Here is a 26276-nt window from a genome sequence, read left to right as displayed (position 1 = left end):
AAGAATGTTGACGGCCACCGCGCTGGTCGTGACCGCGACGATGACGCTCGGCGTGGTCACCCCGCGCTCGGAAGCCCAGCCGGGAACCGAGCTGGCCGGCGTGCAGGCGTTCACCAACGGCCCGGCCAAGGCGTGGCTGCTGGCCGACCTGGACACCGGCGCCGTGCTCGCCGCGCAAGACCCCTACGGCAGTTACGCGCCGGCCAGCACCATCAAGGTGCTGCTCGCCACCGTCGTGCTGGACAATCTGCGGCCGGACAACTTCGCACGGGCCAACACCTCGCACACCACGGTCGAATGTTCGTGTGCGGGATTACGAGCCGGGCAGGCGTACACCACCCGGCAACTGCTGGAAGCACTGCTGATGGTGTCGGGCAACGACGCTGCGAACATGTTGGCCGACATGCTGGGCGGGCAGCGGGTGGCGGTGGCCCGGATGAACGCCAAGGCACAGCAGTTGGGGGCGCGACACACGACGGCGTCCTCGCCCTCCGGGCTGGACGGCCCGGGCTGGGAATCGGTGACCACACCGCACGACCTGGCGGTGATCTTCCGGGCCGCACTGGCTTATCCGGTGATCGCGCAGATCATGCGGCAGCCGACGGCGCAGTTCCCCGGCCGAACGTTGACCAACCAGAACGAGTTGTTGCGCCGCTACCCGGGTGACTTGGGCGGCAAGACCGGGTACACGAATCTGGCTCAGCACACCTACGTCGGCGCCGCCCAGCGCGGTGACCGCCGCTTGGTGGTGGTCCAGATGTACGGCAACGGCGACCTCTACGGGCAGGCCATCAGCCTGCTGGACTGGGGGTTCAGCCGCTCGGCCTAGGGAGGACCCCACCCGGCGCGCACTCCACGTAAGGTGACCCTAATTTCGGGTGCGCGTCGGAGGGAACCGGGCATGCAAGACTTGTCGCTGATCGTCGCTTACGGCACCGATATGGGCAACGCCGAGGATGCCGCCATGACCTTCGCGGAGTCCGTCGCGGCAATCGGCATCGCCGCCGAAGCCGTCGAACTCAACCAGGTCGACATCGCCGAACTGCGGTCGGCTACCCACCTGGTCACCGTGGTCTCGACGTTCGGCGAGGGCGAGTTCCCCGATACCGCCGCGCTGTTCTGGGAAGCCTTGCAGGCCAGCACCGAACGCCTGGACCACCTGCACTTCGCGGTGCTCGCACTCGGCGACAGTTCCTACGAGATGTTCTGCAACGCAGGAAAATTGCTCGACGAACGCCTCGAAGCGCTGGGAGCCACCCGGATGGTCGACCGGGTGGACGTCGACGGTTACTACGAACAACCCGCCAAGGCCTGGACCACCGATGTGGTGAAGGTGCTGACCGCCGAGCGGGGCCCGGCTGCGCCGGCGCAGCCGGCCGCGGCACCGGTGCGCGAGCGTCACGAGGTGGTCGAGGCCCAGCTGGCGGTGAACCGGTTGCTGACCGCCGCCGGATCCGTCAAGGAGGTCCGCCACTACGAGGTGGACCTGGCCGGGGCCGGCATGACGTATCAGGCCGGGGATTCCCTGGCCGTGCACGCCACCAACGATCCGGCCCTGGTGTCACTGCTGCTCACCGAACTCGGGGTGGGGCCCGAGCACCGCGTGCCCGACCACGACGAACCGCTCGGTGTGCTGCTCACCGAACACCTGGAGATCCGGACCCCGTCCCGGGCTCTGCAGGACCTGGCCGGGCCGGCTGCCGACGGCGAGGATGTCCTCGATCTCGTCCGGCGGGCCGGGCTGAGCGTCGAGGAGGTGCTGGACACCCTGCGCCCGTTGGTCTTTCGGGACTATTCGATCGCGTCCAGCCCGCTGGCGCATCCCGACCGCGTCCACCTGACTGTGGCCAGCGTGCGCTACCACCGGGGCGATCGCGACTACGGCGGCGTCGCCTCCACCTTTCTGGCCGACCGGGGCAGCCGGGTCCGGGTGCATCTGCGCCCCAACCACACCTTCCGGCTGCCCGCGCCCGACGTGCCGATCATCATGATCGGTCCCGGCACCGGTATCGCCCCGTTCCGTGCCTTCCTGCAGGAACGCCGCGCCACCGCCGCAGCCGGCCGGTCCTGGCTGTTCTTCGGCGACCGGCACCGCGCCACCGACTTCCTCTACCGCGACGAGCTCCAAGACTTCCTGGCCGCGGGCACCCTGACCCGGCTGGACCTGGCGTTCTCCCGGGATCAGGACACCAAACAGTATGTCCAGCACCGCATGTCGGAGAATGCGGACGAACTGTTCGGCTGGCTGGCCGACGGCGCGCACGTGTACGTGTGCGGCGACGCGGACCGGATGGCCAAGGATGTCGACGCCATGCTGCACCAGGTGGTGGCCCGCGGTGGCGGGATGGACGCCGAGGCCGCCCACGCCTACGTCAACGACCTGGTCAAAACCCACCGCTACGTGCGCGACGTGTACTGACCCCCTCTGCGCCCAACTGCACATTTGGGCGCGAAAGTGCGAGTGGAAACCGACATTTCGTCGATCTCGACGGTCAGTAGACCCGCCCGCGCAGCACCACCAGGTCCGGGTGCTGCACGCCGACCTCCCGCGGGTCTTCGCGGAAGCACAACAGATCGGCGGAGGCACCGTGCTCCAAGCCGGGCCGGCCCAGCCAAGACCGGGCATCCCAGCACGCCGCGCCCAGCGCGTCGGTGGCACTGAGACCGACGGTGCGCAACGCCGCGATCTCGTCACCGATGCGGCCGTGGGCGATCATGCCGCCGGCGTCAGTACCCGCATAGATCGGCACCCCGGCCTCATGCGCGGCACCGACCCGCCGACGGCAGGAGGCGTACAACTCCCGCATGTGCGTGGCGTAGGTCGGGTATTTGCTTGCCGCATCGGCGATTCCGGGAAAGTTCTCGATGTTGACCAGCGTGGGCACCAGCGCGGTGCCGTGCGCAAGCATCAGGTCGATGACGTCGTCGGTGATCCCGGTGCCGTGCTCGATACAGTCGATGCCGGCGTTGATCAGTCCCGGCAGCGCGTCCTCACCGAAGACGTGCGCGGTGACCCGGGCGCCGTTGGCGTGGGCGGCGTCGATGGCCTGCTTCAGGATGTCGTCGGACCACAGCGGAGCCAGGTCACCGACCCCGCGGTCGATCCAGTCGCCGACGAGTTTCACCCAGCCGTCGCCCCAGCGGGCCTGCTCGGCCACGGCCGCGGGGAGCTGCGACTCGTCCTCGATATCGATCGGCAGACCCGGTAGATACCGCTTGGGCCGCGCCAGATGACGGCCGGCCCGGATGATCCGCGGCAGATCCTCGCGCTCGTCGAAGCTGCGGGTGTCCACCGGTGAGCCGGCGTCGCGCAGCAGCAACGCACCGGCATCGCGTTCGGTTACGGCCTGTTCGACGGCCTCGTCGTAGCTGGTGGGACCACCGGGCTTGAGGCCGACGTGGCAGTGCGCGTCGACCAGGCCGGGAATGATCCAGCCGCCGTCAAAGACGGTGTAGGCGTTGCCAATCGGCTCGGCCGACAGCACGCCGTGCGGCCCATGCTCTTCGGGCGAGCCCCCATCGACAATCCACCACTGCACCTGCGCGCCGTCGGGCAGGCCTCGGCCACGGACGTGCAGTGCCTCCACGGGGGCTACTTCTGGCCGGGGAACTTCAGCTTGGACAGGTCGATATTGGCCAGCCCCGGGGGCAGCTCGTCGAGGCCCTTGGGCATCCCGGTCAGGTCCGGGAATCCGGCCGGCAGACCGGCACCCAACGGATTCTTCGGCGGCGTCGGGCCCTTCCCGGTCTGGCGGCCCTTCTTCTTGCCGGCCTGCTTGTTCTTACCCTTGACGGCCTTGCGCGCATTGTTCTTGCGGCCGAAGGGCATTCCCATCTGACCGGCCATCTGCGACATCATCTTGCGGGCCTCGAAGAACCGGTCCACCAGCTGGTTGACTTCCGCGACGGTGACCCCGGACCCGTTGGCGATCCGCAGTCGGCGCGACGCGTTGATGATCTTCGGGTCGGCGCGCTCGGCCGGCGTCATACCGCGGATGATGGCCTGGACGCGGTCGAGCTGGCTGTCGTCGACGGCGGCCAGCGCCTCCTTCATCTGACCGGCGCCGGGCAGCATGCCCAGCAGGTTGCCGATCGGACCCATCTTGCGGATTGCCAGCATCTGCTCGAGGAAGTCCTCCAAGGTCAGCTCGCCGGAGCCGATCTTGGCGGCGGCCTCCTCGGCCTTCTGCTGGTCGAAGACCTGCTCGGCCTGCTCGATGAGGGTGAGCACATCGCCCATGCCCAGGATGCGACTGGCCATCCGGTCGGGGTGGAAGACGTCGAAGTCCTCCAGCTTCTCCCCCGCCGAGGCGAACAGGATCGGCACACCGGTGATCTCGCGGACCGACAGTGCGGCACCACCGCGGGCGTCACCGTCGAGCTTGGTGAGTACCACGCCGGTGAAGCCGACACCGGAACCGAAGGCCTCGGCCGTAGTGACCGCGTCCTGACCGATCATGGCGTCCAGGACGAACAGCGTCTCGTCGGGCTGCACGGCATCACGGATGGCGGCGGCCTGGGCCATCAGTTCCTCGTCGATACCCAGGCGACCGGCGGTGTCGACGATGACGACGTCGAAGAGCTTGGCTTTGGCCTCGGCCAGGCCCGCGGCGGCCACCGCGACGGGGTCGCCGACGGTCATCTGGTCGATCGTGACGCCGTCCGGGGAGACCCCGGGGTGCGGCGCGAACACCGAGACGCCCGCGCGTTCACCGACGATCTGCAGCTGATGCACGGCACCGGGACGCTGCAGGTCACACGCCACCAGCAGCGGGGTGTGGCCCTTGGCCTTGAGCCATTTGGCCAGCTTGCCGGCCAACGTGGTCTTACCGGATCCCTGCAGACCGGCCAACATGATGACCGTCGGCGGGGTCTTGGCGAAAGCGATCTGGCGGGTTTCACCACCGAGGATGCCGATGAGCTCCTCGTTGACGATCTTGACGACCTGCTGGGCGGGGTTGAGCGCGGCGGAAACCTCCGCACCCTTGGCGCGGTCCTTGATGCGGCCGACGAAGGCGCGGACCACCGGCAGCGAGACGTCAGCCTCGAGCAGGGCGAGGCGGATCTCGCGCGCGGTCGCGTCGATATCGGCGTCGGTCAGCCGACCCCGGGCGCGCAGCCCCTGCAGTGCACCGGTCAAGCGGTCAGACAGCGATTCAAACACCTGGTAAGCCTAACGGTCGCGGTGAACTCTGGTCTCGACCGAGTCGGCCGGGCTAATCTGTCAACGCATACTGACTGATATTGCCGTCGGAGGCCCGCATGAGCGCGATCGACGTCCCCCTTCCCCGCGTCCTGGAACAGACCGGCGCCGCGCCCGGCACCACTCACCTCAGTCAATGCACCCACCTCAGTCAATGCACCCTGTGCGAGGCGCATTGCGGTATCCGCGTGACCGTCACCGACGGCAAGGTCAGCCGGATCGATGGCAACCCCGACGACGTCTTCTCCAAGGGTTACATCTGCCCGAAGGCCACCGCGATGGGCGGCCTGCACCACGACCCGGACCGGTTGCGCACCCCGATGCGCCGGGTGGACGACCGGTTCGAGCCCGTTGGCTGGGACGAAGCGTTCGCCGAGATCGGCACCCGACTGCGCCGAATCCGCAAGCAGCACGGCCGCCGCGCGTTGGGCATGTATCTGGGCAATCCGGCGGCGCACAGTTCCGGCGCGTTCTACGGGATGCTGTTGCGGCTGGCGCTGCTGACGCCGAACTTCTTCTCGGCATCGTCCATCGACCAGATGCCGCACGAGTACGCGGCCTGGCGGGTTTTCGGCTCCAACATGCTGGTGCCGATCACCGATATCGACCGCACCCAGCGGCTGGTGATCATCGGCGCCAACCCGGCGGTGTCCAATGGCTCGCTGTCGGTGATGCCCGGCGCCAAGCGGCGCATCAAGGCGATCCATGAGCGCGGCGGCACCGTGGTGGTCATCGACCCGCGCCGCACCGAGACGGCGCGACTGGCCGACCAGCATGTGGCGGTGCGTCCCGGTGGCGACGTGTATCTGCTGCTGGGCATGCTCCACGTGCTGATCGCCGAAAACCTCTGCGACCGGGTGTCCCTCGCCGAGCAGGCATCGGGCTGGGACCAGCTGGCGGCGCTGGTCGCGGACGCGACACCGGAGGCGGTTGCCGAGCGCGCCGGCGTCGCGGCCGACACCATCCGAACCCTGGCGCGCGAGCACGCCGCCGCGGAATCGGCGGCCGTATACGCCCGGATCGGCATCTGTCAGCAGGAGACCGGGACCCTGGTGAGCTGGCTGGTGATGGTGCTCAACACGGTGACCGGCAATCTGGACCGGGCCGGCGGGACGATGTTCTCCACCCCGTTCGCCGACCTGCCCCGCGCGGCGCGGTATGTCCCGGTCGGGCACGCGGCGTGGACGGATCGCTCCGGCCGCTACCGGTCCTTCCGCGCCGAATTACCGGCCGTCGCCATGGCCGACGAAATCCTGACCCCCGGTGAGGGCCAGATCCGCGCGATGATCACCTACGCGGGGAATCCGGTGTCGTCGATCCCACAGAAGGGCAGGCTCGACCGCGCCCTCGCCGGCCTGGATCTGTATGTGGCGGTGGACATGTACGTCACCGAGACCACCCGGCACGCCGACTTCATCCTGCCGCCGGTGTCGCCGCTGGAGCGCGAGGACGTCGCGCTGCTCCCCACGATCTTCAGTGTGCGCAACAACATCCGGTTCCAGCATCGGTCCTTCGACCCGCCCGCCGGGGCCAAGGAGGACTGGGAGATCCTCAGCCGGCTGACCGTGGAACTGTTGCCGGCTCCGCTTCGACAGCTGCTGGCACCGGTGCGCAGCCGCGTGATCGCCTTCGCCAATCCGCTGCGGATGACCGCTCTGGCACTGCTGACCGGACCCTATGGGCGGTTACGCAAGGGCCGCAAAGGAATCACGATGCGCCAGCTGAAAGACAGTGCCGGCGGCCTGGATCTGGGGCCGCTGCAGCCGCGGCTGGCGACGGTCATCGCCACCGATGACCGTCTGGTGGCCCTGGCTCCCGACGAGTTCGTCGAGGCGGCCGCGGCGTACCTGCGTAAGCCGGCTGCCGCCGCCGAGCACCACTACGACCTGCAGCTCATCGGGCGACGTCACTTACGCAGCAACAACTCCTGGCTGCACAATGTGCCGACGATGACCGGCGGCAACAACACCTGCACGGTGCTCATGCACCCCGACGACGCCCACGCCCGCGGGTTGAGTCAGGGTGCCACCGTCCGGGTCACCTCGCCGGTGGGGGAAATCGAAGTGCCGCTGGACATCAGCGACGATATCCGGCGCGGCACGGTGGCCGTTCCGCACGGCTGGGGCCACCGGGACACCGGCTGGCGGCACGCGAACACCTTGCCAGGGGCGAACGTGAATGCCTTGCACGACCCGCAGCGGGTAGACGCGTTCACCGGGACGGCCGCGGTGAACAACACCTGGGTGGCTGTCGCCGGCGTCTGAGTCAGACGCCGAGGCTGACCCGCTCCCGCGACGTGAGCACGAGCGCGGCGCCGTCGGTGATGGCGATGGTGTGCTCGCTGTGTGCGGTTCGGGATCCGTCCGCCGAGCGGATGGTCCAGCCGTCCGGGTCGAAGACGATGCGATCGGTGCCCGCCGCGAACCACGGTTCCAGCGCGAGCGTCAGACCGGGGCGCAGGGTGAGGCCTCGGCCCGGCCGGCCGAGGTTGGGCACGTGCGGGTCCTCGTGCATGGTGCGGCCCAGGCCGTGCCCGCCGAATTCGGTGTTGACCCGATACCCATAGTCGGCGGCGACCGCGCCGATCGCGGCGGAGATGTCCCCGAGCCGGTTCCCCGCCACCGCGGCCGCGATACCGGCCGCCAGCGCCTCCTCGGTGGCGGTGATCAGTCGCTGGTCCTCGGGGCGCGGGGTCCCGACGATGATGCTGCGGGCCGAATCGGCGACCCAGCCGTCGATCGACACCGCGATGTCCATGCTGAGCAGATCACCGTCGGTCAGCGCGTAGTCGTGTGGAAGGCCGTGCAGCACAGCGTCGTTCACGGACAGGCAGATGACGTTGCGGAACGGACCGCGGCCGAACGACGGTGCGTAGTCCCAGTAGCAGGACTGGGCCCCACGCTGTGCGATCAGTTCTCTGGCCCGCGCTTCGAGCTCGAGCAGGTTCACCCCCGGCCTGGCGCGTCCGGCCAGATCGTCGAGCAGCTCGGCGATGAACGTCCCGGTGACGTCCATCGCCGCGATCTCGCGAGGTGTCTTCAACTCCAACACGGCACATCTCCTCAAGCGGTATGAAAATACCACCGTAGCGCAGCATCCGGTATTTTCATACCGAGCCGGGGTAGGCTCAGCGCATGGTGCGCCTCCCCCTGACCGCAGAACAGCTGGCCGCAGGCAAGCGCCTCGGCGAGCAACTCCGCCAGGCTCGCGGCACCCGCACCCTCGCCGATGTGGCCGATGCGGCGGCGATCTCACCCGAAACGCTGCGCAAGATCGAAACCGGCCGGCTCGCCACGCCGGCGTTCGGCACCATCGCCGCGCTGGCCCGGGTCCTGGCGCTGTCCCTGGACGAACTGGCCGAGAGCGCTCTGACCCACCCCGACCTCCGCCACACGGGCTAACTGGCTTCCGACACCGGCTTCGGTGGCGCCGGCAGCACGGCGTAGAGGTCGCGCTCGAGTTCGGCACGCACCGAAGCCGCCTGGGCGCCGTCGGCACCACCGGCCAGCGCCGGCACCGCGATACAGAACACGTCCACCACGGCCGATCCCAGCGTGGTGACCTTGGCCCACTCGATATCCAGACCGTCGCGCTCGATCACCGCGGTGAGCCGGGCCAACAGACCGGCCCGGTCGGCGGCCCGCACCTGCACGATGAACCGGCCCGGCGACGAGCCTTCCGACCACAGGATGCGCGGCGGTGCACTGACCTGATTCACCGGCACCGCGGACAACACCTCGCCGACCCGACTGGTCCCTGCGGCCTCCCGGTCGCGGCGCTCGAGCGCCTCGCCGACGTCCAGTTCGTCACCGAGAGCCAGGATGAACTGCTGACGCAGCAGCTCGGCCGCCGGCGGCGACCCGAACCGCGGTGATACCACGAAGGTGTTGATCGCCATCCCGTCAGCACTGTTGACCGAGGCCGAATGCACCCGCAGCGAGTTCAGCGACAGCACGCCGGCCGCCTTGGACAACAAGCCGCGGCGGTCAGGCGCGATCATCGTGACATTGTGCATGTGGGCACCATCACCGGGCACCAGGTCGACATGCACACCGCCGTCGGCCGCCAGCGAAAGATAGTGCGGCTCAACCGGGTCAGGCTGCGGCAAGGGTTCGCCGGCCATCACCAGCCGACACCGCCGAACCAGGTCGCCGATCAGCGAGGCCTTCCAGTCGCCCCACACCCCGGGGCCGGTCGCCAGCGAATCGGCCTCGGCCAGCGCCTGCAGCAGTTCCAACAGCACCGGGTCACCACCGAGGGCGTCCACCACCGCGTCGATGGTCTTGGGGTCCTGCAGATCCCGACGCGTCGCGGTGTCGGGCAGCAGCAGGTGGTAGCGGACGATCTTGGACAGCACCTCGATATCCGAGGGCCACAGGCCCAGCCGGGTGCCCACCTGGGTGGCCAGCTCGGCGCCGATCACGCTGTGATCCCCCCCGCGGCCCTTACCGATATCGTGCAGCAGCGCGCCGAGCACCAGCAGGTCGGGCCGCGCCACCCGGGTGGTGAATGCGCTTGCCCGTGAAACGGTTTCGATGAGGTGACGATCCACCGTCCAGATATGCACGACGTCCCGGGGTGGCAGGTCACGCACCGCCCCCCACTCGGGGAACAGCCGGCCCCACAGCCCGGTGCGGTCCAACGCTTCCACGGTGGCCACCGCGGCCGGCCCGGCCGAGAGCATGACCAGCAGGTCCTTGAGTGCGGCCCGCGGCCACGGCGCGCGCAATTCCGGTGCCGCACCGGCCAATCGGCTCAACGTCGACGCGGCGATCGGCAGTCCGGTGGTGGCCGAGGCGGCCGCGACGCGCAGGATCAGGCCCGGATCGCGTTCCGGGCGAGCGTCGCGGGCCAGGATCACCTCACCGGCGAACTCGATCACCCCCTCGTCGAGCGGACGGCGGGCCGGCCTGCGCAGCGCGGCGAACCCGCGGCGCGGCAACGCATTACCGGCGGTGCGGATACCGGCGTCCACGTAGTAGCTGACGGTACGCGCGGCGTCGGAGAGCATCCGGGCCAGATCGAAACGGTCGCCGATACGCAGCGAGGCGCCGATCTCGTCGGCGTACTGCGCCAGCACCTGCTCGCGGCCACGGCGCGAGATCCGGTGCAGCTCGGTGCGCACATTCAACAGCGCCAGATGCGCCCCACCCAACGTGCCGGTAGGTGAGGCCAACATCCGGCTGGGATAGACATCGGCGAGTTGGGCAATGGCAAGCGCATTGAGCAGCTGGACATCTCGCAGTCCGCCGCGGCCGTTCTTCAGGTCCGGCTCGGCCCGGTGCGCAATCTGCCCGCTGCGCTCCCAGCGGTCTCTGGCGTGCGCCACCAGCTCGTCGAAGCGGGGCGCGATCCCGGTACGCCACTGCCGGCGCGCACCGCCGATCAGCAGCGACGACAGTTCTTGATCACCGGCGATATGCCGGGCGTCGAGCATCGCCAACCCGGCGGCCACGTCCTCGGCGGCCACCTTCAGGGCCTCCGGCACCGTGCGAACGCTGTGGTCGATACGGATGTTGGCGTCCCACAACGGGTACCACAACAGTTCGGCGACCTGGCTGACGATCTCGGCGGGCATGTTGTCGTGCAGCAGCATCAGGTCGAGATCCGAATACGGCAACAGCTCACCGCGGCCAAGGCCTCCGGTGGCCACGATGGCGAAACCGCTTGTCGGCGTGATGCCGATCTCGCTGGCCTTGGTGGTGAGCCAGAATTCGTTGAGGTCGAGCAGAGCCGCCCGCAACGCCGCCGAGTCCAGCTGCCGGCTGCCGGTGGTCAGCAGCTGTTCGGACGCCTTGGCCAGATCGGTCGCCGGACGCAGCGATCCCGCCACCGGCGCCTCCCAACGGGGGGCCCCAGTGGCGGGATCTGGTGTCTGCTCTGTCATCTCGGTCCTCCCCCGGCCGTCACTACATTCGGTCAATCAACTGCATCGGCCGGGAGAGCACCCCCTCAGCTTATCGCCGGGTCAAAGGGCGTCGGCCCCACGCTCACCGGTGCGCACCCGGACGACGGTGTCCACCGGGCTGACCCAGACCTTGCCGTCGCCGATCTTTCCGGTGCGGGCGGCCTGGACGATGACGTCCACCACCTTGTCGACGGCGGAGTCGTCGACAACGACCTCGACGCGCACCTTCGGCACGAAGTCCACGGAGTACTCCGCACCGCGGTACACCTCGGTGTGGCCCTTCTGCCGTCCGTAGCCCTGGACCTCGCTGACGGTCATCCCGAGGATGCCCGTCTGCTCGAGACCGGTCTTCACGTCCTCCAGGGTGAACGGTTTGACGATCGCAGTAATCAGCTTCATTTTCCTCATCCCTCCGAGCCGTGGCGACCAAGAACGGAACCGGTTCCGACAGCGACGAAGTCGTAACCGCTTTCCGCGTGCTCGGCCTCGTCGATGCCGGAGGCCTCCTCTTCCTTGTCCAGACGCAGGCCAATGGTGTATTTCACGATCAACGCCAAGATAGCGGTACCGATGGCCGAATACGCCAGAACCGCGCCGGCACCGATGGCCTGCTTGATCAGCTGATCGAAGCCTCCGCCGTAGAACAGGCCGGCGACGGCAGCGGGTGCTTCCGGCGCGGCGACCAGGCCGACCATCAGCGTACCGATGATGCCGCCCACCAGGTGGACGCCCACCACGTCGAGCGAATCATCGAAGCCCAGCTTGAACTTAAGGCCGACGGCCAGGGCGCACACCACACCGGCGATCACACCGATGGCCAGTGCGCCAACGACGTTCACCGAGGAGCAGGACGGGGTGATGGCGACCAGACCGGCCACGATGCCCGAGGCGGCACCCAGCGAGGTGGCCTTACCGTCGCGAATGCGCTCGGTGACCAGCCAGCCCAGCATGGCCGCCGCGGTGGCCACCGTCGTGGTGATGAACGTCGCACCGGCGATGCCGTTGGAGCCCACCGCCGAACCGGCGTTGAACCCGTACCAGCCGAACCACAGCAGACCGGCGCCCAGCATCACGAAGGGCAGGTTGTGCGGACGCATCGGGCTGCCCGGCCAACCGAGCCGCTTGCCCAGGATGATCGCCAGCACCAGACCCGCCGTACCGGCGTTGATGTGGACGGCGGTACCACCGGCGAAGTCGATCGCCTTGAGCTTGTTCGCGATCCAGCCGCCGGTCTCGGCGGTGACGCCGTCGAACGCGAAGACCCAGTGTGCGACCGGGAAGTAGACGAACGTGGCCCACAGCCCCGAGAACAGCAGCCAGCCACCGAACTTCAGCCGGTCGGCCACCGCACCCGAGATGAGGGCGACGGTGATGATGGCGAACATCGCCTGGAAGGCCACGAACACCGTCTGCGGAATGGTGCCGGCGAGCGGGATGGACACCGCGGCATCCTCGGGGTGCAGCTGCAGGTAGGTGCCACCGATCAGGCTCTTGAGGCCCCAGTATTGGGTGGGATCTCCGAACAGGTTGAACTTGTCGTTGCCGAAGGCCAGCGAGTAGCCGTACAACACCCACAGCACCGTGACCACACCCATGGAGCTGATGCTCATCATGATCATGTTGAGCACGCCCTTGGCCCGCACCATGCCGCCGTAGAAGAACGCCAGGCCCGGCGTCATCAACAGCACGAGTGCGGCACTCGCGAGCATCCACGCGGTATCACCGGTGTCCGGTATACCCATCGTCGGAAATCCGTCCACTCCCAGCTTCCTCCTTCGACATGCCACGGTTAGGCACCGTTGACCTGGTAGGGAACTCTGCTGAGTAGTTGTTTCGCCTACGACGCGCCTGCGTTTCGTGCGCGTGAACGGATCGGCCCGTTTCGTTTCACCGGTGTTACACGCTGCGTGTTTGCCCTTGGCGGGTCCGGAAGGTTGGGGTCTAGACGAGCAGTGCGTCGACGAACGCGGCCGGCTCGAACGGGGCCAGGTCGTCGGGCCCCTCGCCGAGGCCGACCAGCTTCACCGGGACACCCAGCTCCTGCTGCACGCGGAAGACGATGCCGCCCTTGGCGGTTCCGTCGAGCTTGGTCAGCACCACCCCGGTGATATCGACCACCTCGGCGAAAACCTTGGCCTGCGGCAGGCTGTTCTGGCCGATGGTGGCGTCCAGCACCAGCAGTACTTCGTCGACCTTGGCGCGCTTTTCCACCACCCGTTTGACCTTGCCGAGCTCGTCCATCAAACCGGTCTTGGTGTGCAGCCGCCCTGCGGTGTCGACCACCACCACGTCGGCGCCGGTCGCCACACCCTTGTCCACGGCGTCGAAGGCCACCGACGCCGGATCGGCTCCCTCCGGCCCGCGGACCACCTCGGCACCCACCCGCGACGCCCACGCCTGCAGCTGGTCGGCCGCGGCGGCCCGGAAGGTGTCGGCCGCACCCAGCACCACCCGACGGCCGTCGGCGACCAGCACACGGGCCAGTTTGCCCACCGTGGTGGTCTTGCCGGTGCCGTTGACGCCGACGACCAGCAGCACCGATGGCTTGTCGGCGTGCGGCAGCGCCTTGATCGTGCGGTCCAACTCCGGGTGCAGCTCGGCCACCAGCACCTCTTTGAGCACGGCACGGGCATCGGCTTCGGTGCGCACCCCGGCGCTGGCCATCTTCTCGCGCAGCGCCGCGACCACGGACTGGGTGACCACCGGACCGAGGTCGGCGATCAGCAGGGTGTCCTCGATCTCCTCCCACGACTCTTCGTCGAGGTCGCCGCCGCCGAGCAGGCCCAGCATGCCGCGACCCAGGGTGTTCTGCGATTTGGCCAGCCGGCCGCGCAGCCGCTCCATGCGGCCTTCACTGGGCGCGATCTCCTCGACCACCGGAGCGGGCGCCGGTTCGGGCTCGGGTTGGGCCGGCTTCGGCTCGGGGGCGGCCTGCACCGGCTTCGGCTCAGGTGCCGGTTGGGGCCCAGTTGCCGGCTGGGGCTCGGCCACCTCGGCCGGCGGCTCCGGCAGCTGCACGTTGGCGATGGTGCGTTTGGGCGCGTCACGCGGTACCGCGGCGTCGTCACCGACCCCAGGCGCCCCGGTACCCGTCGAGGTGGGCTCAGAGGAGGGCTCAGGGGTGGGGGCCCGCTCGGGCGCTTTCGTCGATTCCGCGAACGTGATGCCCGACGCCGCGGTGTAGCCGCCTGAACGATCGATTCCGGTGGGGGTGTCCTGCTTGGATAGGCTGATCTGCCGGCGCCGGTAGCGCACCAGCCCGACAACCAGCGCAGCGACGACCAGAACGGCGATGACCGCAAGTGCGATCCATAAGGCATCTGACACGCCGCCATTGTCTCAGGGCGGCCCGATGACGATCGGCCCCGGCTTCTCGGCCAGCCCCGCCGATGCCATCCAAGTGCGCAAACGCCGCCATATCGACGTCTGCCTGTCCGAGCCGGTGGAGTATCAGACCGTGCGCACCGGTCTGGAGCGCTACCGGCTGCCCTACAACGCCCTCACCCAGACCAACCTCGGCGAGATCGACCTGAGTACCGATTTCCTCGGGGTCGGTTTGCGGGCACCGGTACTGATCGGGTCGATGACCGGTGGTTCGGAACTGTCCGGCACCATCAACCGCAACCTGGCCAGCGCCGCCCAGGCGCTGGGCATCGGCATGATGCTCGGCTCTCAGCGGGTCATGCTCGGCGACGCCGACAGCACCTTCCGGGTTCGAGAGGTCGCACCGGACGTGCTACTCGTCGGCAATATCGGGTTGGCCCAGCTGGGGCCCGACATGGTGCCCGACCTGCGCGCCGCGCTGGGTCAGGTGGGCGCCAATGCCGTTGCGGTGCATACCAATCCGTTGCAGGAAGCGATGCAGCGCGGCGGCGACACCGATTTCACCGGGTCGGTGGACCGGCTCCGCGAGCTGACCGCGGCCATCGGTTACCCGGTGCTGCTCAAGGAGGTGGGCCACGGTATCGGAGCGGCCGCGGCCGCGCAGCTGACCGACGTGCCGATCGCGGCCGTCGACGTGGCCGGCGCCGGCGGCACCTCGTGGGCCCGGGTGGAACAATTCGTGCGCTACGGCCGCATCAACGACCCCGAGCTGGCCGAGTGGGGCATCCCGACCGCCCAGGCGCTGGTCGAGGTACGGCGCACGTTGCCGGGCACGCCGCTGGTGGCCTCGGGCGGTATCCGCAGCGGTATGGACGCAGCCAAGGCGATCGCACTGGGCGCCGATGTGGTGGCCGTTGCCCGGCCGCTGCTGGTTCCGGCGATCGAATCGGCTGCCGCCGTGCAAGATTGGCTGCAACGCTTCATCGCCGAGCTGCGCATCTGCCTGCACGGCTGCGGCGCCGCCGACCTGGCCGGCCTGCGCGAGATCGGCGTCGGCGCTACTGGGTGACCAGTTGCTCGCCACGCATCCGCTGGGAGATCACCTGGGTGATGCCGTCGCCCTGCATCGTCACGCCGTACAGCGCGTCGGCGATCTCCATCGTCGGCTTCTGATGCGTGATGACGATCAGCTGCGAACGCTCCCGCAGCTGCTCGAAGAGGCCCAGCAGCCGCCGCAGGTTCACATCGTCGAGTGCCGCCTCGACCTCGTCCATGATGTAGAACGGTGACGGCCGGGCCCGGAAGATGGCCACCAGCATGGCCACCGCGGTGAGCGATTTCTCGCCACCGGACAGCAGCGAGAGGCGTTTGACCTTCTTGCCCGGCGGCCGGGCCTCCACCTCGATGCCGGTGGTGAGCATGTCCTCCGGGTTGGTCAGCAACAGCCGGCCCTCACCGCCGGGGAACAGCGACGCGAACACCTGAGTGAACTCGCGTTCCACGTCGGCGTAGGCCTCGGCGAACACCGTCAGGATGCGCGCGTCCACCTCCTCGATGACATCCATCAGGTCCTTGCGGGCCGCCTTGACGTCTTCGAGCTGGGTGGACAGGAAGTTGTAGCGCTCCTCCAGCGCGGCGAACTCCTCCAGCGCCAGCGGATTGACCCGGCCCAGCTCGGCGAGTTCCCGCTCGGCCTTCTTCGCGCGGCGTTCCTGCGTGGGCCGGTCGAACGGCATGGGCGCCGGGGCGGTCACCTGCTCACCGCGCTCCTTGGCCTGCTCATATTCGGCCAGTTCCAGCTCCGTCGGCGGCAGCGGGATGTGCGGGCCGTACTCGGCGATCAGATCGGCGGCGGCCAGACCGAACTGCTCGAGGGCTTGCTGTTCCAGCTGTTCGATGCGAAGGGCCGCTTGGGCTTTGGCCACCTCGTCGCGGTGCAGCGAATCGGTGAGCGCCGTGATCCTGGCGCTCAGTTCGGTGACCTCGGTGCGCGCGCGGCTCAGCGCCTCGGCGCGCAGCCGGCGTTCGGTGGCCAGTTCGTCGCGGATGCGGGATGCCGCGGTCACCGTGGCGCCCAGCCGGGCGGCGACCAGCCGGCCGGATTCGGCCACCGCAGCCGCGACGGTGGCGGCGTACTCGCGGGCCTCCCGCGCCCGCAGCGCCCTGGCTCGCGTCTCCCGTTCGGCGGCAGCCGCCCGGCGCAACGAATCTGCCCGGCCCCGAACGGCATTCGCCCGTTCCTCGGCGGTACGCACGGCGAGGCGGGCCTCCACCTCGGTGGCGCGCGCCGCGTCGGCGGCGACGGTGGTCTCCTCCCGATCGACGTGCTCGACCTCGAACATCGGCTCCTGCTGCGCGTTGTGCAGCCGGGTCTCCAGCTCGGTGAGCTCCTCGACGGCCGCGGTGCGGCCGGCTTCCAGTTCGTCACGCTGTTTGATCAGGCGCTGCCACTCCGCATCGGCATTGCGGGCTTCCTGTCCGAGCCGGCCGAGCTGCTCGTAGATCGCGGAGATGGCGGCGTCGGACTCGTTGAGCGCGGCCAACGCCTGCTCGGCTGCGTCCTGGCGGGCCCGCTGCTCCTGCATGGCACCGGCCAGCGCGGCCGTCAGCTCGGCGCTCTGCCGCTCGACGGCGGTCAGCTCGGCGCGGGCCTTCTCGATCTCCGACGCGATCTCCAGCGTCGACACCTTGCGGTCCGAACCGCCGCTCACCCAGCCGGCGCCCACCAGGTCACCGTCGACGGTGACCGCACGCAGATGTGGTTGTGCGGCAACGAAATCCAAGGCGTGCGACAGGTCGTCGAGCACTACCACGTCGGCCAGCAGCGCGGTGATCGCGCCGCGCAGCCGGTCGGGGACCTCGACCAGATCCAACGCCCAGCGCCCGTCGTGGTCGAGTGCGCCGGAATGGGGCCGCGCGGTCACCGGCCAGTCACCCAGCACGATCGCGGCCCGGCCGCCGTCGGCCTCCTTCAGCGCGGCCACCGCGGCACGAGCGGCGCCCGGGTTCTCGGCGGCCAGCGCGTCGGCGGCCGACCCGAGCACGGTGGCGACCGCCACCTCGAACCCCTCGCGGACCCGCACGAGCTTGGCGATGGATCCGAAAAGGCCAGTACCACCATGGTTCTCGGCCAACCACGCGGCGCCGTCCTTGCGTTCCAGACCCACCGACAGCGCGTCGATGCGGGCCTGCAGCGACACCACTTGGCGTTCGGCGCTGCGCTCGGCGGCCTGTAATTCGGCGACCCGTTCGTCGGCCAGCCGCAATGCGGCCACCGACCGGTCGTGCTGATCGTCGAGGCCGACCTCGCCCTCGTCGAGTTCACCCACCTTGGCCTGTACCAGTTCGAATTCGGCCTGGGCGTGCTCGACCCGCGCCGCCGCCTCCTCGATCCGGGCGGTCAGCCGAGCGATGCCGTCGTCGGTCGATTCGACGCGGGTACGCATGGTGTCGACCTGTCCGGACAACCGGGCCAGGCCTTCCCGGCGGTCGGCCTCGGCACGGGCGGCGGCCCGCTGCGCCCGTTCGGCCTCGGCGGCGACCCGCTCCCGTTCGGCCAGCTCGGCACGCGCCGCCTCCAGCGCGTAGCGCGACTCCTCCAACTCCTCCAGCAGCTGGCGTTCCTCCTCGGCCACCAGGTCGGCCTCGGCCTCCAGCGCGTCGGGGTCCCGGCCGGGCGTCGGTTCTGGTGCCGAGTCCAGCAGTTGGGTGCGCTCGGTCGCGATGCGCACCGTGGCGCTGACCCGCTCGGCGAGCGCGGACAACCGGAACCACGTCTGCTGGGCGGCCTCGGCACGCTGGGACAACTCGGCGACCGCCGACTCGTGGGCGCTCAGCTCCAGCGTCGCAGCCTCCAGCCGGGTGCTCACCTCGTCGTGTTCGCGGCGCAGGGTGGTCTCGGCCTGGTTGGTGTCGTTGAACTCGGTTTGCCGGGTCACCAGGTCGTCGGCGGCCAGCCGCAGCCGCGCGTCGCGCAGGTCGGCCTGGATGGTCTGGGCGCGGCGCGCCATCTCGGCTTGGCGGCCCAGCGGCTTGAGCTGGCGGCGCAGCTCGGTGGTGAGATCGGTGAGCCGGGCCAGGTTGGCCTGCATCGAGTCGAGCTTGCGGACCGCCTTCTCTTTGCGCTTGCGGTGCTTGAGCACCCCGGCGGCCTCCTCGATGAAGGCACGACGGTCCTCGGGGCGAGACTCCAGGATCTCCGAGAGTTTGCCCTGCCCCACGATGACGTGCATCTCGCGGCCGATGCCGGAGTCGCTGAGCAGCTCCTGCACATCCATCAAACGGCAACTGCTGCCGTTGATCTCGTATTCGCCGGCACCGTCACGGAACATCCGTCGGGTGATGGATACCTCGGAGTATTCGATGGGCAGCGCGTTGTCGGAGTTGTCGATGGTCAGCGTGACCTCGGCGCGGCCCAGCGGAGCCCGCGAGGACGTGCCGGCGAAGATGACGTCCTCCATCTTGCCGCCGCGCAGCGTCTTGGCGCCCTGCTCCCCCATCACCCAGGTCAGGGCGTCGACGACGTTGGATTTGCCCGAGCCGTTCGGCCCGACGACGCAGGTGATGCCCGGTTCGAAGCGCAGAGTCGTCGCCGCGGCGAAGGACTTGAAGCCCTTCAGCGTGAGACTCTTCAAATGCATGACGGGTAACCCTACCGTCGCGCGCGTTAACGCTCGGTGAAGCCCGGGATCTGCTCGCCCGCGTCGGCCCAGTCCGCCACCACGGTGTCCACGCTGCCCGGCGTGCCACCGCCGCGCAGCAGTTCCAGCAGTCGTTCGCAGGCGGCCCGCGGGCCCTGCGCGACCACGTACACCCGGCCGTCGGGGCGGTTGGACGCGAAACCGGTCAGGCCCAGCTCAAGGGCCCGGGACCGGGTCCACCACCGGAAACCGACGCCCTGCACGTGGCCGTGCACCCAGGCGTTCAGGCGGACATCAGGATCGGCGCTCATGGGTGTCGATCTCGAACTTCACCTCGGTGCCCGATTTCAGGGTGCGGCCCACCGTGCACACCTGGTCGATGGCCCGCTCGACCACGACCAGCAGCCGCTTCACCTCGTCCTCGGACAGCCCCGAGAGGTCCACCTCCAGCTTCTCCTCCAACAGCGGGTAGCGCTCCTGCTCCCGGTCGGCGGGACCGGACACCCGGATGGTGGCGGCGTAGTCGTCGCCGAGCCGGCGGCGCAGCGGCTGGTCGCTGCTCATCCCGCTGCACGCGGCCAGCGCGATCTTCAACAGCTCGCCGGGGGTGAACACACCGTCGACGTCTTCCGATCCGACCAGTACCTCGGCGCCCCGCGAGCTGCGACCGGTGTAGCGGCGCACCCCGGTGCGCTCGACCCACAGTTCTGTCATGACCTCATTCCTACTCCCTACGTGCGGCTCCGCGCTGCCGGCCCGACCCCGCGTTAGGGTGAAGTGCAACACCTCCAGGAGCAGAACACCGTGACGTACTACCCGCCCTCCCAGCCTGGACCGCAGCCGGATCCCTACGGCCCGCCCGGCCCGTGGGACCCGCAGCAGCCGCCGGCCGCCGTGCCGTACCCGGCCTACCCGCCGTACGGCTACAACGTCCCGCCGCAGGGCGGCTACATCGTCCCGCCGCAGGGCGGCTATCCCTACCCGTACCCCTACCCGACCCCGCCTCCACCCACCCGCAACCGCGGCTGGCTGATCGGCGGCGGCATCGCGGCGGTCCTGTTGGTCGCCGTCCTGGTGGTCGGCGGCGTGCTGTTGCTGCGTTCGGGCGGGCCGGCACAGGCGTCCAAGGACGAACGCGAGATCAAGCAACTGGTCCAGGATTTCAACGCGGCCGGCAGCTCCGGGAAGTTCACCGATCTGGCGCAGTACTTCTGCAAGGCCGAAGCCGGGATGTTCGGCGCGCTCGGTCAGCTCGGCGAGATCCTGCAGGGCATCGAGATTCCCAGCAGTGCCCCCAAAACCGAGGTGACCGCCACCGACATCAAGGTCAAGGGCGACGTGGCATCGGCGCACATGAACGCCGGAGGTCCCTTCGACACCGCCTATTTCCGCAAGGAATCCGGGCAGTGGAAGGTCTGCATGTCCGCTGCCGCCGAGTTCAACAAGCGGCAGTAGCCGACCGCCGCGCCCGCGGCGGCGGCTGACATTTGGGGCAGTAGAACGACGAGCGATTCATGAACTTCTCCCGCCGCATCACCGCGCCGCAGCGCCGGCACGGAAGATCCACCCGGCCGTAGGCGTCCAACGAGCGGTCGAAGTACCCGGATTCGCCGTTGACGTTGACGTAGAGAGAGTCGAAAGAAGTACCGCCCTGGGCCAGGGCCGCCGTCATCACCTCGGCGGCCGCATCCAGCACGTCGGCCAACTGCTTGCGCGCCAAGCCCGAGGCCAGCCGGCCGCCGTGCACGCGGGCCCGCCACAGTGCCTCGTCGGCGTAGATATTGCCGATCCCGGACACCACGGTCTGATCCAGCAACTGCCGTTTGATCTCAGAGTGCTTGCGCCGCAACACCGTCACCACGCCGTCACGGTCGAAGGCCGGATCCAGCGGGTCGCGCGCGATATGTGCCACCGGCAGCGGAACCTCACCGGCCATCTCGGTGACCATCCAGCCGCCGAACGTGCGCTGATCGACGAAGCTCAACGCGGTGCCGTCGTCGAGGATCGCCGCGATCCGCAGGTGACCGGGATTCGGTACCGGCCCGAGCAGCATCTGCCCGCTCATTCCGAGGTGCACCACCACCGCGTCGCCGCTGTCCAGCGTCAGCCACAGGTACTTGCCGCGCCGTCCGGTGCCGATGATGCGGCTGCCGCGCAGCCGCGCCTCCAGATCAGCCTGACCGAGCTCGTGCCGTCGGGTCGCCCGCGGATGCAGCACCTGGATCTCGGCGATGCGGCGCCCGACGATATGTGCGTCCAGGCCGCGCCGCACCACCTCGACTTCGGGGAGTTCAGGCATTCTTGAGTGCATTCCAGGCCGCCGCCGCGGCCTTCAGCTCCGCTTCCTTCTTGGTGCGCCCCACACCCCTGCCGTACTCCGTACCGGCGACCAGGACGATAGCGGTGAACTCCTTGTCGTGATCGGGGCCCTCAGAGGTGACGGCATACGACGGGGCGCCCAAGCCGCGGGCGACGGTGAGTTCCTGCAGGCTGCTCTTCCAGTCCAGCCCGGCGCCCAACGTCGGTGCGGTGTCCAGCAATTCGCTGAACAAACGCAGGATGACCTCCCGAGCCACCACGTTGCCGTGCTCGATATAGATTGCGCCCAAGAGGGATTCGACGCCGTCGGCCAGAATGCTGGACTTGTCGGCGCCGCCTGAACTCTCCTCGCCCTTGCCCAGCAGCAGGTACGCGCCCAGCCCCCGGTCGCCGAGCCCGCGGCCGACATCGGCCAGTGCCTGGGTATTGACGATGCTGGCGCGCAGCTTGGCCAGATCGCCCTCGGCCCGGTCCGGATGCCGCTGGTAGAGCTCCTCGGTGATGGTCAACCCGAGCACCGCGTCGCCCAAGAATTCCAGGCGCTCGTTGGTCGGCAGGCCACCGTTCTCGTAGGAGTAGCTGCGGTGGGTCAGCGCCACCGTCAGCAGATCGTCGGACAGCGGGACACCCAGCGCGGCGAGTAACGGGCCGCGGTCGACGGTCACGCCTTGGCTCCGGGCCCGCCCAGATCCTCCTTGAGGCCGGCCAGCTTCGCCCACCGCGGATCGATCTTGTCGTGGTGATGTCCCGGCTCCGCCGACGCGAGCGGAACACCACAGTCGGGGCACAGTCCGGGGCAATCCGGTCGGCAGAGCGGGGCGAACGGCAGCGCCAGCCCGACCGCGTCGACGATCGGCTGTTCGAGGTCGACCTCGTCGTCGACCACGCGGCCGATCTCGTCGGCCTCGGTGGTCTCTTCGGTGGCGCTGCCGGGATAGGCGTAGAGCTCGGTGAGGTCGATGCTGACGTCTCCGGTGATCGGCTCCAGGCAGCGCACGCATTCACCGGCGGTGGACGCCGAGACGGTGCCGGTCACCAGGGCGCCCTCGGACACCGATTGGATCTGCAGATCCAGCTCCACCGGGGCGTCCGTCTCGATGCGGATGAGGTCGAGTCCGATGGGCGACGGCGCCGGGACGGTCTCGTGCACCGTGATCATCGACCCGGGGCGGCGCCCCAACCGCGAGATGTCGATGACGAGCGGGTTCGAACGGGCCATATCGTCGATCCTACTTCGGCCCCGATCACCGCCGACCGGGGCGCAAACCCGATCAGCGAGATTTTTATTCGAAGGTGGCCCCGTGGCCGGTGAGGTCGGTCGCGGCGGGCAGCGACCGCAGGACGCGGGGCTTTCCGGAGCCGCGGGCGCCGATACTCGACGCGTGACTGTGAAGCTGCACTGGTTCCTGCCCACCTACGGCGATAGCCGCCTGATCGTCGGCGGTGGCCACGGCACACCGGCCGGCGCCGCCAGCGGTGACCGCGAGGCCACGATCGACTATCTCGCCTCCATCGTCCGCAGCGCCGAACGCTTCGGTTTCACCGGCGCCCTGATCCCCACCGGCGCCTGGTGTGAGGACGCGTTCATCACCGCGGCGCTGCTGGCCAGGGAGACCACCTCGCTGGCGTTCCTGGTGGCCTTCCGTCCCGGCCTGGTCAGCCCCACCCTCTCGGCCCAGATGGCCGCCACCTTCGCCAGGCATGCGCCGGGCCGCATCCTGCTCAACGTGGTCGTCGGCGGTGAGGCGCACGAGCAGCGCGCCTTCGGTGACCATCTGGACAAGGACGCGCGCTATGCGCGTTGCGACGAGTTCCTCGATGTGGTGCGCCGGCTGTGGGCCGGTGAAACAGTCACCCACAAGGGCGACTACGTCGACGTCGAGGAAGCCGCCCTGGCCGTACCCCCGAACCCGGTGCCGCCGTTGTACTTCGGCGGCAGCTCGAAGGCGGCCGGCCCGGTGGCTGCGCGGCATTCGGACGTGTACCTCACCTGGGGTGAGCCGCCGGCCGCGGTGCGCGAGAAGATCGAATGGATCCGCGCGCTGGGCGCCGAGCAGGGCCGCAAGCTGCGTTTCGGGATCCGGTTGCACACCATCTCGCGCGACACCTCCGAAGAGGCGTGGGCGCAGGCCGACAAGCTGGTGGCCGCGCTCGACGAGGACACCGTACGCAAGGCGCAGGAGGGGCTGGCCCGCAGCCAGTCCGAGGGGCAGAAACGCATGCTGGCGCTGCACGAGGCCAACCGCGCCGATGGCACCTGGAGCGATGCCCGCAGCCTGGAGATCGCGCCGAATCTGTGGTCCGGGGTGGGGCTGGTGCGCGGCGGCGCCGGCACCGCGCTGGTCGGTAGTCACACCGAGGTGGCCGACCGGATCGCCGAATACGCCGAGATCGGCATCGACGAGTTCATCTTCTCCGGGTACCCGCACCTGGAAGAGCTGTTCTGGTTCGGTGAGGGCGTGGTACCGATCCTGCGGCAGCGCGGCCTGTTTAACGCAGGCGCAGATGAGGCGCCCAGTGTGTCGATCCCGTTCGTGGGCTCGGCGCGGTGACGTCGCTCGCACCGGCGGCGCGCATCGTCGACGCCGACCAGGCGCTGGCGGTCGCGGCCGAGCTGGCCGACGAGTTCGCCGCCGGGGCCGCCGCGCGTGACGCCGAACGCCAACTGCCGCACGAGCCGGTGCGGGCACTCAAAGAAGCTGGGCTGCTTGCCTTGTCGGTACCCGTCGAGCACGGGGGCATCGACGCGCCGGCCTCGGTGATCGCCGAGGTGTTCCGCCTGCTCGCACACGCCGACGCCTCGTTGGCCCAGATCCCGCACTCGCATTACACCTTCTTGGAGGCTGTCCGGCTGCAGGGCACCGCACAACAGCGGACGTTCTTCTACGAGAAGGTGCTCGACGGAGCGCTTTTCGCCAATGCACAATCCGAACGCTCCGGCCGCATCGACGTCGACACCACGGTCCTGCTGCCCGCCGGTGACGGTGGCTATCGGTTGTCGGGACGCAAGTACTATTGCACCGGAGCGCTTTTCGCCGATTGGGTCATCGTACGGGCGTCACTCCCGCAGGATCCGGCGCAACCGCTCACCGCGTCGACGCCGAAAGCCTTGGCCTTCGTGGAGGCGGGAACTGCGGGCCTGACCGTCGTGGACGACTGGGACGGCATGGGTCAGCGCACCACGGCCTCGGGCACGGTGACACTCGACGAGGTGTCGGTGCCGGCCGCCCAGGTCGTGCCGTTCACGCCGATCTTCGCCCAGCCCACCGTGTACGGCGCCAGGGCGCAGTTGCTGCACACCGCCCTGGACGTCGGGATCGCCACCGCCGCGCTGGCCGAGGGGGTCCGGCAAGCTGCGCAGGCGCGGGCGCATTTCGAGGCCGAACAACCTGCGGCGGTGGACGATCCGACGCTGATCCAGGTCGCCGGGAATCTCACCGTGACGGTTCGCGGCGCGCTGGCTCTGCTCGCCGAGGCCGGCCGGGCCGTGGACCGCGCCACCGCACATCTGGACGCGGACAGCGCAGCCGAGGCGTCGATCGCGGTGGCGGTCGCGAAGGTGGCGGCCACCCGGGCGTCGTTGGAGGCCTCGAGCGCACTGTTCGAACTGGGCGGTACCCGCAGCGCCTCCGGCTCGGCGAACCTGTCGCGATACTGGCGCGATGCCCGCACCCACACGCTGCACGACCCGACGCGGTGGAAGCTGCAGCACATCGGTCGCTACACGCTGTCGGGGACCACACCGCCTCGGCACGGCCAACTTTAGTCGCGTCGTCTCGGGGCGGAATGCGCTCCTCGTGCCAGCGTGGACAAAAGGCACGATAAAAGTCCGCCCAAGCCCGTTCAAATCACTCGCCGCATTCCGGTCGAATCCTAGGAGGGCGATAGCCCGACCGTACTGCTCCCTTGATTGCACCTGATCGAATATCCGACCTGGGCAGCGATCGCGGGGCCGAAAACGTTACAAGACCAACCTTCGATTTCGACAACTGGTTCACCTCCACGGAAAGCTGGGCTGCGCACGACTCGATCAATCAGCGCCGCCCCCTCGCTACAGTCGATGTTCGAGTTGTCTAGGACAACGTGTGCCGTCCCGTCGCGAAAATCACTCGGGCAGTCCGTTCTGGCACTTGCTTTGGACACCGCTTCACTATTTGCGAAAGCCAACGCCATAGCGAACAGAACGCTGGCCAATTTTAGTTTTTCTATTACATCCATAACTATACCTTGCCATCCTTCAAGACTGAACTAATAACGTTCAATTGGCATTCGCAATACGTTTACTATCCCTACCCTGCGGATCACCCAAACGAGGCGAATGAGTCATCTCGAATTCCCCTCCTAGGTTCAAAGTTCAGTTTCCAAACCGCATTTCTTGCCGAATACAGGGAATTTGGCACATCCGTATCGGGAACAGGCACCTCTGTGCCCACGATGACCAAACTCTCGCCGTCTTCTATCACGCCTTTCATTGCCTGAAATCCCGGGACACCAGAAATTTTAGCGAGAATCACCTTCTCCCACTTGCGTCCATTGGAGGACTTCCAAATCGAGCCATCCATATTACGAGGGTCACCACTATTATCCTCGCCCACCGCCAGCCAAAGACCATGCGAATAGGTGATGTCGCCAATCTGCTGCGCCCCAGGGGTTCTCGTGAGACCGTCGGAGGTAGATGTCCACGTGTCACCGTCTAGAGTCCAAACAGCTGCGTCCCTGTACGAGTAATTCGTATCATTGTCAGCCGATGGCAAGTACTGCGGATCGGTGGAACGATCGAAACCAACGGTTGCGTCCAGCAGAGTGGTGTACGAGTCGGACCTGATCAGCGGTACCGGCGTGTCGTAGCCGAGTGATTGAAGGTCATCGCGTGATTCTTCGA

The 26276-nt window shown here is 68.5% G+C and carries 22 protein-coding genes; 8 read left to right on the top strand and 14 right to left on the bottom strand.

All coding sequences use genetic code 11. From position 1 onward, the window contains the following. The first annotated feature begins 40 nt into the window (after positions 1-40). Positions 41-829, top strand: a complete 789-nt coding sequence (locus tag SBI67_RS22015) for a D-alanyl-D-alanine carboxypeptidase family protein (protein ID WP_413232555.1) — start codon at positions 41-43, stop codon at positions 827-829. Positions 830-901: 72 nt separating this feature from the next. After that, positions 902-2419 carry a diflavin oxidoreductase gene (locus SBI67_RS22010; protein ID WP_318982629.1) on the top strand — a complete coding sequence of 506 codons (1518 nt, stop codon included), beginning with the start codon at positions 902-904 and terminating at the stop codon, positions 2417-2419. 73 nt (positions 2420-2492) lie between these two features. Here the strand turns inward: SBI67_RS22010 and SBI67_RS22005 are convergent, their stop codons facing one another. Beyond that, on the bottom strand, positions 2493-3587 hold the full coding sequence (locus SBI67_RS22005) for an amidohydrolase family protein (RefSeq protein WP_318982628.1): 1095 nt from the start codon (positions 3585-3587) through the stop codon (positions 2493-2495). Between the two features lie 5 nt (positions 3588-3592). Next, on the bottom strand, positions 3593-5164 hold the full coding sequence (gene ffh / locus SBI67_RS22000) for a signal recognition particle protein (protein WP_318982627.1): 1572 nt from the start codon (positions 5162-5164) through the stop codon (positions 3593-3595). A gap of 98 nt (positions 5165-5262) precedes the next feature. On the opposite strand from ffh, the gene SBI67_RS21995 reads away from it, so the two are divergent. After that, positions 5263-7467 (top strand): molybdopterin-dependent oxidoreductase, encoded by a 2205-nt coding sequence (locus SBI67_RS21995; protein ID WP_318982626.1) that lies wholly within the window; start codon positions 5263-5265, stop codon positions 7465-7467. A gap of 1 nt (position 7468) precedes the next feature. Here SBI67_RS21995 and map read toward each other — a convergent pair whose 3' ends face one another. Then, entirely contained in the window at positions 7469-8254 is a 786-nt protein-coding gene (map, locus tag SBI67_RS21990; RefSeq protein ID WP_318982625.1) for a type I methionyl aminopeptidase, read from the bottom strand. 83 nt (positions 8255-8337) lie between these two features. Here map and SBI67_RS21985 point away from each other — a divergent pair, with 83 nt between their 5' ends. Continuing rightward, positions 8338-8604: a helix-turn-helix domain-containing protein gene (locus SBI67_RS21985; protein ID WP_318982624.1), complete on the top strand. Its 267-nt coding sequence runs from the start codon at positions 8338-8340 to the stop codon at positions 8602-8604. Here SBI67_RS21985 and SBI67_RS21980 read toward each other — a convergent pair. The 4 genes from SBI67_RS21980 to ftsY form a co-directional block, all read right to left on the bottom strand. Continuing rightward, positions 8601-11090, bottom strand: a complete 2490-nt coding sequence (locus tag SBI67_RS21980) for a [protein-PII] uridylyltransferase (RefSeq protein ID WP_318982623.1) — start codon at positions 11088-11090, stop codon at positions 8601-8603. The two genes, SBI67_RS21985 and SBI67_RS21980, sit on opposite strands and share 4 nt — an antisense overlap. Positions 11091-11171: 81 nt before the next feature. Then, complete coding sequence (locus SBI67_RS21975) at positions 11172-11510, bottom strand: P-II family nitrogen regulator (protein WP_003881099.1); 339 nt, start codon at positions 11508-11510, stop codon at positions 11172-11174. A gap of 5 nt (positions 11511-11515) precedes the next feature. Further along, positions 11516-12853 carry an ammonium transporter gene (locus SBI67_RS21970; protein WP_318982622.1) on the bottom strand — a complete coding sequence of 446 codons (1338 nt, stop codon included), beginning with the start codon at positions 12851-12853 and terminating at the stop codon, positions 11516-11518. A 199-nt stretch (positions 12854-13052) separates the two neighbouring features. Beyond that, on the bottom strand, positions 13053-14438 hold the full coding sequence (gene ftsY / locus SBI67_RS21965; protein ID WP_318982621.1) for a signal recognition particle-docking protein FtsY: 1386 nt from the start codon (positions 14436-14438) through the stop codon (positions 13053-13055). Positions 14439-14463: 25 nt separating this feature from the next. Between ftsY and fni the strand changes: the two genes are divergently transcribed. Then, positions 14464-15504 carry a type 2 isopentenyl-diphosphate Delta-isomerase gene (gene fni, locus SBI67_RS21960; RefSeq protein WP_318982620.1) on the top strand — a complete coding sequence of 347 codons (1041 nt, stop codon included), beginning with the start codon at positions 14464-14466 and terminating at the stop codon, positions 15502-15504. On the opposite strand, the gene smc is transcribed toward fni, so the two are convergent. From smc to SBI67_RS21945, 3 genes are read right to left on the bottom strand one after another with little or no spacing between them, the layout of a single operon-like run. Next, positions 15494-19075, bottom strand: coding sequence for a chromosome segregation protein SMC (gene smc / locus SBI67_RS21955; protein ID WP_318982619.1), 3582 nt, complete (start codon positions 19073-19075; stop codon positions 15494-15496). The two genes, fni and smc, sit on opposite strands and share 11 nt — an antisense overlap. Before the next feature lie 26 nt (positions 19076-19101). Next, positions 19102-19386, bottom strand: coding sequence for an acylphosphatase (locus SBI67_RS21950; protein WP_318982618.1), 285 nt, complete (start codon positions 19384-19386; stop codon positions 19102-19104). Continuing rightward, positions 19370-19789, bottom strand: coding sequence for an OsmC family protein (locus SBI67_RS21945; RefSeq protein WP_318982617.1), 420 nt, complete (start codon positions 19787-19789; stop codon positions 19370-19372). Before SBI67_RS21945 ends, SBI67_RS21950 begins: the two co-directional genes overlap by 17 nt. Positions 19790-19852: 63 nt before the next feature. Between SBI67_RS21945 and SBI67_RS21940 the strand changes: the two genes are divergently transcribed. Then, positions 19853-20530, top strand: coding sequence for an Rv0361 family membrane protein (locus SBI67_RS21940; protein ID WP_318982616.1), 678 nt, complete (start codon positions 19853-19855; stop codon positions 20528-20530). Here the strand turns inward: SBI67_RS21940 and mutM are convergent. From mutM to SBI67_RS21925, 3 genes are read right to left on the bottom strand one after another with little or no spacing between them, the layout of a single operon-like run. Further along, entirely contained in the window at positions 20514-21374 is an 861-nt protein-coding gene (mutM, locus tag SBI67_RS21935; RefSeq protein WP_318982615.1) for a bifunctional DNA-formamidopyrimidine glycosylase/DNA-(apurinic or apyrimidinic site) lyase, read from the bottom strand. The two genes, SBI67_RS21940 and mutM, sit on opposite strands and share 17 nt — an antisense overlap. Further along, positions 21367-22059: a ribonuclease III gene (gene rnc / locus SBI67_RS21930; protein ID WP_318982614.1), complete on the bottom strand. Its 693-nt coding sequence runs from the start codon at positions 22057-22059 to the stop codon at positions 21367-21369. The genes mutM and rnc overlap by 8 nt, the downstream gene beginning before the upstream one ends. Then, positions 22056-22613, bottom strand: a complete 558-nt coding sequence (locus SBI67_RS21925; protein WP_318982613.1) for a YceD family protein — start codon at positions 22611-22613, stop codon at positions 22056-22058. The genes rnc and SBI67_RS21925 overlap by 4 nt, the downstream gene beginning before the upstream one ends. Positions 22614-22776: 163 nt before the next feature. Here SBI67_RS21925 and SBI67_RS21920 point away from each other — a divergent pair, with 163 nt between their 5' ends. Both SBI67_RS21920 and SBI67_RS21915 read left to right on the top strand, forming a co-directional pair. After that, positions 22777-23946, top strand: a complete 1170-nt coding sequence (locus tag SBI67_RS21920) for an LLM class flavin-dependent oxidoreductase (protein ID WP_318982612.1) — start codon at positions 22777-22779, stop codon at positions 23944-23946. Next, positions 23943-25160, top strand: coding sequence for an SfnB family sulfur acquisition oxidoreductase (locus SBI67_RS21915; RefSeq protein ID WP_318982611.1), 1218 nt, complete (start codon positions 23943-23945; stop codon positions 25158-25160). Before SBI67_RS21920 ends, SBI67_RS21915 begins: the two co-directional genes overlap by 4 nt. A gap of 535 nt (positions 25161-25695) precedes the next feature. On the opposite strand, the gene SBI67_RS21910 is transcribed toward SBI67_RS21915, so the two are convergent. Beyond that, the coding region (locus tag SBI67_RS21910; protein ID WP_318982610.1) for a hypothetical protein at positions 25696-26276 on the bottom strand (581 nt) is incomplete at its 5' end.

The sequence above is a fragment of the Mycolicibacterium chengduense genome, from assembly GCF_033741155.1.
Taxonomy (GTDB): domain Bacteria; phylum Actinomycetota; class Actinomycetes; order Mycobacteriales; family Mycobacteriaceae; genus Mycobacterium.
Note: the sequence above shows the minus strand (reverse complement) of the source record. Positions and strands in the feature narration are given on the sequence as shown.